Below are 7,114 nucleotides of genomic sequence, written 5' to 3'. Positions count from 1 at the left end.
GTTCAAGGCCCGGACGGATTTGTTCCTGTTGTGCGCGTGCTTGATGGCCGCACCAAAGCGGCCGAGGTTTTCGAACATCGACATCTTCATCTCCCTTGGAGTGCTCCGGCGGCTGAAAGTTATTTCCTGCCTGCCGTTCGATGCCGGTTAAATGCGCCGCACATGTATCTGGTGGATTTCACGGGAACGGCAGTGTGTTTCAGTTTGGGCTGATCCGGAAACATTTGCATGCAAACGAGAATGAGGGCGAAAGGGCAGCTTGCGCCAGCGGGATCCTACCCCCGACCGCGCCGGGCCGCGTGGCCTTCGCGCGAACGCCGCCGTGGGGCGGCATCGCCGGCAATGCCGTCTTCGCTGACCGTCTTGCGCGGTGGCAGTTTCACCGCCGCCGAAAGTTTCGGGAACGGGTCGACCTTGTTCGGCAGCGCCATGGCGTAGACGAAGTGCTCCTGGAATTTAGACTCCAGCGCGGTTTCGATCTTCTCGATCCGGCTCACCGTTTCCTCGATCTCGCGGCGATAGCCGCGGTTCAAGAGCGCCATGCGCGCGCCGGCACCGGCGGCATTGCCCACGGCCGAAACCTTGTCGAGATCGCAGTCGGGAATCAATCCCAGCACCATGGCGTATTTCGGATCGATAAAGGAGCCGAAGGCGCCGGCGAAGTGGATGCGGTCGACATGGTCGGTGTGCTGCTTTTCCATCAACAGCTTGGTGCCGGCATAGAGTGCCGCCTTGGCAAGCTGAATGGCGCGTATGTCGGTCTGGGTGATGGTGATCTTCGGCTCACCTTCCTTCAGCACATAGGAGAAGGTACGGCCATTGGTGACAACGCGCGGCGACCGGGCGCCGAGCGACCCGTCGATGACGCCATCCTCGGAGATGATGCCGGCCAGATACATTTCGGCGACCACCTCGATGATGCCGGAGCCGCAGATACCAGTGACGCCGGTTGCCTGGACGCTGTCGAGGAAGCCGGGCTCGTCGGACCACAGTTCCGAGCCGATGACGCGGTATTTCGGCTCCAGTGTGTCGGAATCGATGCGCACGCGCTCGATGGCGCCAGGCGCGGCGCGCTGGCCGCCGGAGATTTCCGCGCCCTCAAAGGCCGGACCGGTGGGCGAGGAGGCCGCCACGACCCGCTGGCGATTGCCGAGCACGATCTCGGCATTGGTGCCGACGTCGACGATCAGCATCATCTCGTCCTGGCGGTGCGGGCCTTCCGACAGCGTCACTGCAGCCGCGTCGGCGCCGACATGGCCGGCGATGCAAGGCAGCATATAGAGCCGCGCGCCCTGGTTGAGCTTTAGGCCGATATCCGACGCCTTGATGTGCACGGCACCCGAGACGGCCAGCGCGAAGGGCGCGCCGCCGAGCTCGGTCGGGTCGATGCCGAGGAACAGATGGTGCATGATCGGATTGCCGACGAAGACGGAATCCAGGATGTCGTTGCGCTGGACGTTGCCTTCCATGCAAACCTTATCGACGAGACCAGAGATCGCCTCGCGCACCGCGACCGTCATGCCTTCGCGACCGTCCGGGTTCATCATCACATAGGAAACGCGGCTCATCAGATCCTCGCCGAAGCGGATCTGCGGGTTCGACGTGCCCGACGAGGCGGCGACGCGGCCCGACAGCAGCGACACCAGATGCATGGCGATGGTGGTCGAGCCGATATCGCAGGCAAGCCCGTAGGCCTCGTTCTTGAGGCCGGGCCACAAAGAGATGACCCGCGCGGTTTCACTTTCCGCATCCTTGTGGATGGCGGCGGTCGCGGTCCAGTTGCCTTTGCGCAAGATGCCTTGCACCTGCGGCAGCAGATGGACGTCGAAATCGAGGCTCTTGAGTCCCCAGTCCTTCATCAGCGCGATCTTCAGGCGATCGAGATCGCCTAGCGGCTTGTGCATGTCGGGCTCTTCGATCTCGACGTAGCACAGGTGGATTGCCGAATCGCGGGCGATGACCCTGGTGTCGGCGTCCTTGCGGATGGTCTGCGCGTTGATGACCGTGTCCTGCGGCACGTCGACGACGAGATCGCCGAGGATCTGCGCCGAGCAGGACAGGCGGCGGCGTTCGGGAAGGCCGCGCACGCGTTCGTAGCGCTCCTCCTTGGCACCCTTGGGCGAGATGTGGTCGTTGGAAGAGACGATCTTATGCTTGGCGAAATTGCCTTCCTGCACCTCGACCTGGCAGCGCCCGCAAGTGGCGCGTCCGCCGCACACGCTCTCGACATAGACGCCGAGCTGGCGTGCGGCATCGAGCACCGGCGTGCCGACCGGAAACCGCCCGCGCTTGCCGGACGGCATGAACAGCACGAGCGGATCGGTGATGTTGGCAGGAGAGTTCACGATTGCGCGCTTATCCTCTGGCCATACGGGCCTCACGCCCGCCGCGCCGGCGGCCGCCGTTACCATTGCCTTCACCCGGCGCATTGACTTGCGTGGGCGCCGCGACCGCGTGGCCGCCTTCGGCCGGCTTGTAGTCCTTGTAGGTCCTGATCCAGTTGGTGCAGTTCTCGTCGGTGCCGTTCAGCACATTGGCGCCGCGCACGGCTTCCATCTCCTGAGGCCGCACCGGATTCATGATGGCGCTTGTCATGCCGGCGCCGATCACCATCGGAATGAAGGCAGCGTTGATGCCGTGGCGGTGCGGCAGGCCGAACGATATGTTGGAGAGGCCGCAAGTGGTGTTGACCTTGAGCTCTTCGCGCAGGCGGCGCAGCAATGCGAACACCTGGCGGCCTGCGTCGCCCAGCGCGCCGATCGGCATGACCAGCGGATCGACGACCACGTCATGCGCCGGAATGCCGAAATCGGCGCAGCGCTCGACGATCTTCTTGGCGACGGCGAAGCGCACGTCCGGGTCCATTGAAATACCGGTCTCGTCGTTGGAAATGGCTACGACGGGAACGTTATACTTCTTGACCAGCGGCAGGATGGCCTCGAGCTTTTCTTCCTCGCCGGTGACGGAGTTGACCAGCGGCCGGCCCTTGGCGACTTTCAGCGCCGCCTCGATCGCGGCGGTTACCGAGCTGTCGATCGACAGCGGCAGGTCGACCAGGCCCTGCACGATTTCCAGCGTCTGCACCAGCAGCGCGGGCTCGGTCGCGTTTGGGTCGACGGCGGTGACGCCGGCGTTGACGTCGAGCATGGTGGCGCCGCAGGCGGCCTGCTCCAGCGCGTCCTTGATGACGGTCTCGAAATTGCCCGCGATCATCTCGGCCGCGAGCTTCTTGCGCCCGGTTGGATTGATGCGCTCACCGATCACGCAGAAGGGCTGGTCGAAGCCGATAATGATTTCTCGTGTCGCCGAGGCAACGATCGTTCGGGTCATGAAGTCTCTCCGTCGTGATATAAAGACTTCTTTATATCGTTTCTGATTTCGATCAAGCGAATGGTGACCGCCCGCGTCGTCAATGCGCGGTCTTGACCATATCCACTTGGGTTTCGGTGATCTCGTCGTGCAATATGTGGTCGAGCCGGTCGGCGACGAGTTGATCGTCGCGGCGGATTTCACGTTTCCAGGGCTGGCGGCCCTTCAGCACGCCCGATTCATCGACGATCTCGGCGACGTATTCCTCCTGGCGATAGGCCATCACATGGACGCCGGAGACGCCAGGAATCTCTTTCACCTCATTGATGATATCGATGCAGAGCTGCTTGCCTTCCTTCTTCTGGTCCTGGGCGCCCTCCAGCCGCTTGACAATCGAATCGGGGATGTGAATGCCCGGCACGTTGGAGCGGATCCATTTGGCGGTCTTGGCCGAGGCCAGCGGTCCGACGCCACACAGGATGAAGCATTTTTCCGTGAAACCGAGATCCCGGACTTGCTGCATGTAGGTGCGGAACATCGGCACGTCGAAACAGTACTGGCTCTGCACGAATTGCGCGCCGGCGGCGATCTTCTTGCCCAGCCGGTAGGGGCGGAAATCGATCGGCGGCGCGAAAGGATTGATTGCCGCACCGAGGAAAAGCTGCGGCGGCGTCGTCAGCTTGCGGCCCGACAGGAACTTGCCGTTGTCACGCATGATGCGGCAGGTTTCCAGAAGCGACATGCAGTCGAGATCGAATACCGGCTTGGCGCCGGGCTGGTCGCCGGCCTGCACGCCGTCGCCGGTCAGGCACAGCATGTTGGCGACGCCCATCGCCGCCCCGCCCAGCACGTCGCCCTGGATGGCGATGCGGTTCCTGTCGCGGCAGGCGATCTGCATGATCGGGGCATAACCCATGCGGGTCAGCAGCGCGCAGATGCCGACCGACGACATGTGGCAGTTGGCGCCCGACGCGTCGACGGCGTTGATGGCGTCGACCCAGCCGTCGAAGATTTTGGCGCGGTTGTAGACATCTTCGGGATCGGCGCTGTCGGGCGGGTTGAGCTCGGTCGTCACCGCGAACTCGCCGCGCCTCAGGACGCGCTCCAGCCGGCCGCGTGAGGTGTGGCCGGGCAGGGGGTCTAGCGGCAGATGGATGCCGGCCGGGTTCTCGTCGGGCTGTCGGCCGATCATGCCGGTGCCCCTGGGTTAGAGGTGTTGCGCGAGGCTTCGCGGGCGGCGGCAGCCTGTGCCGTCACGCGCAGCCATGCCGAGGTTTCGCGCAGCGATTGATCGACCGGCTTCTGCACGTCGAGAATCTTGTCGCCATGCACCATGTTGCGTGAACCTTCCCAGGCCTTGACCCAAACGCACGGCATATCAGGCTCGACCTCGCAATTGCCGTTGGCGCGCACACCGCCGCAAGGGCCATTGCGTAATTGCTTGGGGCAGTTCATCGGGCACGACATGCCGGTAGAAGAAAGGATGCACTGGCCGCACATGCGGCAGTCGAACATAAAACCCTTGACGCGTTTTTCGACAAATTTGATCGGACCTTCGACGCGACCGTAACCGATGCGCTTCCACAGCGGATGGAGGAGCAAAAACATGTCGGAGAACCTGGCGTAAAACCATTCGAGCAGTCGCGAGTGGCGGACGGACCACAGCCTGACGGCGAAGGAGCGCTGCACGCGCCGCTGCGGCGACACGTCGGCCGGCTTGTAGTCGGATTTCGGCGCTGCCTTCTTGACCAGAGTGGCCTGGGTAATCGCCGGGGTCGTTTCAGACATCTTCTTTTCCGCCCGCCTTGACCAGAGCGATCAGCCGCTCGCGGTCGTATTTCGCGTCAATCTCCTGAAAGGCTTTTTCGGCCTCGCCTTCAAGATCGTCGCTGACCGGCACGGGGTCGCCCTTGCGCCATTCGGCCAGATAGTCGTCGGTACCGCCGGCGCCGGTGCGCATGGCGCACATGTCGATCGCCTCGGTGAAACGCAGCGGCAATTCGCGCTTGGCGTTCTGCCGGCCTTTCTTGACGATGACCTGGGCGGGGATGTCGCGCCAGTAGACGACGATCAGATCGGCCATGAATTCCTACTCCCGTAGAGCGCCGTGCGTCCAATCGGAAAGGACGCTCTACTACTTTGGCTCAGCTGCATCGTACTTTTCCGGAGATCGATTCCGATCTTCGGGCCGATGCAGTGGTTCGGAGCATTGCCGGAAGCGCTGTTGGGCTGCTTGTTATGGGACGACGCGCGCGCATTCAAAAGCGACGCAATTGGAGGCCGCAAAAGGAAAGGTGAGAGTTTTCGATATTTGGCTTGGTTTGGATCAGCCGGTGCGACGATCGAAGCTGCCGACAAGCTTCCTGTGGAAGCGGATATAGCCTCGCTCGGTTGTTCGCAGGTGTTCGGCGACGATCTGATGGAAACGCGGCAGGCGGTGAAAGGGAACGGCCGGATAGGAATGGTGCTCGGAGTGGTACGGCATGTTCCACGCCACGAAGCGCACCAGCCGCGTGGTAAAGGTGGTGCGGGTGTTTTCGAGCATGTTGGCGACATGCGGGCAAAGCGCGTGCTCGGCCAACAAATAGGCCCGCAAAAAGGGCTGGCCGACGAGCACCGGCACAATCCAGCCCCACAGCAGCAGCGCCGACTGCACGGCAAGGGAAGCCGCCAGCAGCACCGCATAGGCGATCAGAAACCTACGTGCTTCCGAAGTCACCTTGTCGCGGCCCTTTTCCGGCACGAAGACGTCGCGGTTGCGGCCGGCGGCGTTGGTAACGACGACGCGCGCCATGCCGCTCCAGTAGGGGACGCCGGAGAGATAGCGCAGGTACTGGGCAATGGTTTTCGGTTTCGGGGCCATCAGTTCGGGATCATTGTCCGGATCGTGCGTGTAGCGATGGTGCGCGAAATGGAAATAGCGAAACCACGCCGGCGGCAGCAGGATAAGGAAACCGGACACTGCGGCGATGGCGCGATTGAGCCACGGCGTCCTGAAGGCCGTTTCGTGAATGGTCTCGTGCAACAGCGTGAAGAGGAAGACGATCAGGATTCCCTGCGGCAGCATGAGAATGGGCCAGAACGAAATGCGGGCGGCGATCAGCGCACCGAGCACGACAACCAGCCCGCCATGAACGGCCAGCCGGACTATGCCGGGCCTGTCCAGTTGGGCGGTGAGGTCGCGACGATCCTCGACCGAAAGGCTGGCGATGATGGTGCGGTGGTCGATTTCGCTCATACCGGCAAGCTTATCGCCAGGGCGCTGTCCGGTAAATCGGTGCTCGTCAACAGACGCCAGCAGGCCGCGACGTGCCCGTAAGACATAGTCGTAGCGTGGGATGTTAGACTACCAGGTTAATCTTGATGATCGGCTTGGGTCAGGGCCGCGGGCTCAGCGCTTGAATTCAAGGATGTCGAGCTTCGATTCGTAGTAGGGCGCCGGGAACTCGATGCGCCATTCGTTGACGCTGTTGCGAAAGGCATAGCCGACCTGATCGCTTTGCGGGCCGCTGCCATAGGGTTTAGCAGGATCGTCGTTGACAGAAAGGGAGCCGAGATAGATCGAGCGCTTTTCGCCGTCATCGAAGAAACGGCCTTTGGTGCGCTGCGAACCGGTGATTTTTTCCAGCATCCAGCCCGAACCGTCACCGTCGTCGCTTACCTTGCACTTGAACCAGCCATAGATGACGAGCGGGCTCAGCCCGCCGGCCTTGATGGTGCGGCACTGCCAGTTGCCGGTCAGGTCCTTGTCGGAAAACGAGACCAACGGCTTTGCCAGCAAGGCGTCGAGCTGCTTGACCTCGGC

General features: G+C 62.6%; 8 protein-coding genes. 1 reads left to right on the top strand and 7 read right to left on the bottom strand.

The window, feature by feature from the left end:
- Positions 1-213: hypothetical protein (locus EOA78_RS36660; RefSeq protein WP_206533559.1), on the top strand; the 213-nt coding region annotated here is incomplete at its 5' end.
- 62 nt (positions 214-275) lie between these two features.
- Here EOA78_RS36660 and EOA78_RS34390 read toward each other — a convergent pair.
- The 7 genes from EOA78_RS34390 to EOA78_RS34360 form a co-directional block, all read right to left on the bottom strand.
- Entirely contained in the window at positions 276-2,345 is a 2,070-nt protein-coding gene (locus tag EOA78_RS34390) for an ASKHA domain-containing protein (RefSeq protein ID WP_206533558.1), read from the bottom strand.
- Positions 2,346-2,355: 10 nt separating this feature from the next.
- On the bottom strand, positions 2,356-3,330 hold the full coding sequence (locus EOA78_RS34385; protein ID WP_127320063.1) for a methyltetrahydrofolate cobalamin methyltransferase: 975 nt from the start codon (positions 3,328-3,330) through the stop codon (positions 2,356-2,358).
- 79 nt (positions 3,331-3,409) lie between these two features.
- Positions 3,410-4,501 carry a methylenetetrahydrofolate reductase gene (locus tag EOA78_RS34380; RefSeq protein WP_123151815.1) on the bottom strand — a complete coding sequence of 364 codons (1,092 nt, stop codon included), beginning with the start codon at positions 4,499-4,501 and terminating at the stop codon, positions 3,410-3,412.
- On the bottom strand, positions 4,498-5,097 hold the full coding sequence (locus EOA78_RS34375) for a methylenetetrahydrofolate reductase C-terminal domain-containing protein (protein WP_127320061.1): 600 nt from the start codon (positions 5,095-5,097) through the stop codon (positions 4,498-4,500). Before EOA78_RS34375 ends, EOA78_RS34380 begins: the two co-directional genes overlap by 4 nt.
- Complete coding sequence (locus EOA78_RS34370) at positions 5,090-5,392, bottom strand: virulence factor (RefSeq protein ID WP_127320059.1); 303 nt, start codon at positions 5,390-5,392, stop codon at positions 5,090-5,092. The genes EOA78_RS34375 and EOA78_RS34370 overlap by 8 nt, the downstream gene beginning before the upstream one ends.
- 243 nt (positions 5,393-5,635) lie before the next feature.
- Positions 5,636-6,547: a fatty acid desaturase gene (locus EOA78_RS34365; RefSeq protein ID WP_245477989.1), complete on the bottom strand. Its 912-nt coding sequence runs from the start codon at positions 6,545-6,547 to the stop codon at positions 5,636-5,638.
- 153 nt (positions 6,548-6,700) lie between these two features.
- A partial coding sequence (locus tag EOA78_RS34360; protein WP_127320057.1) for a DUF4893 domain-containing protein occupies positions 6,701-7,114 on the bottom strand: 414 nt, incomplete at its 5' end.

This window comes from Mesorhizobium sp. M5C.F.Cr.IN.023.01.1.1, assembly GCF_003997585.1.
Taxonomy (GTDB): Bacteria; Pseudomonadota; Alphaproteobacteria; order Rhizobiales; family Rhizobiaceae; genus Mesorhizobium; species Mesorhizobium wenxiniae.
This window is presented reverse-complemented; position numbering and strand designations above follow the sequence as displayed.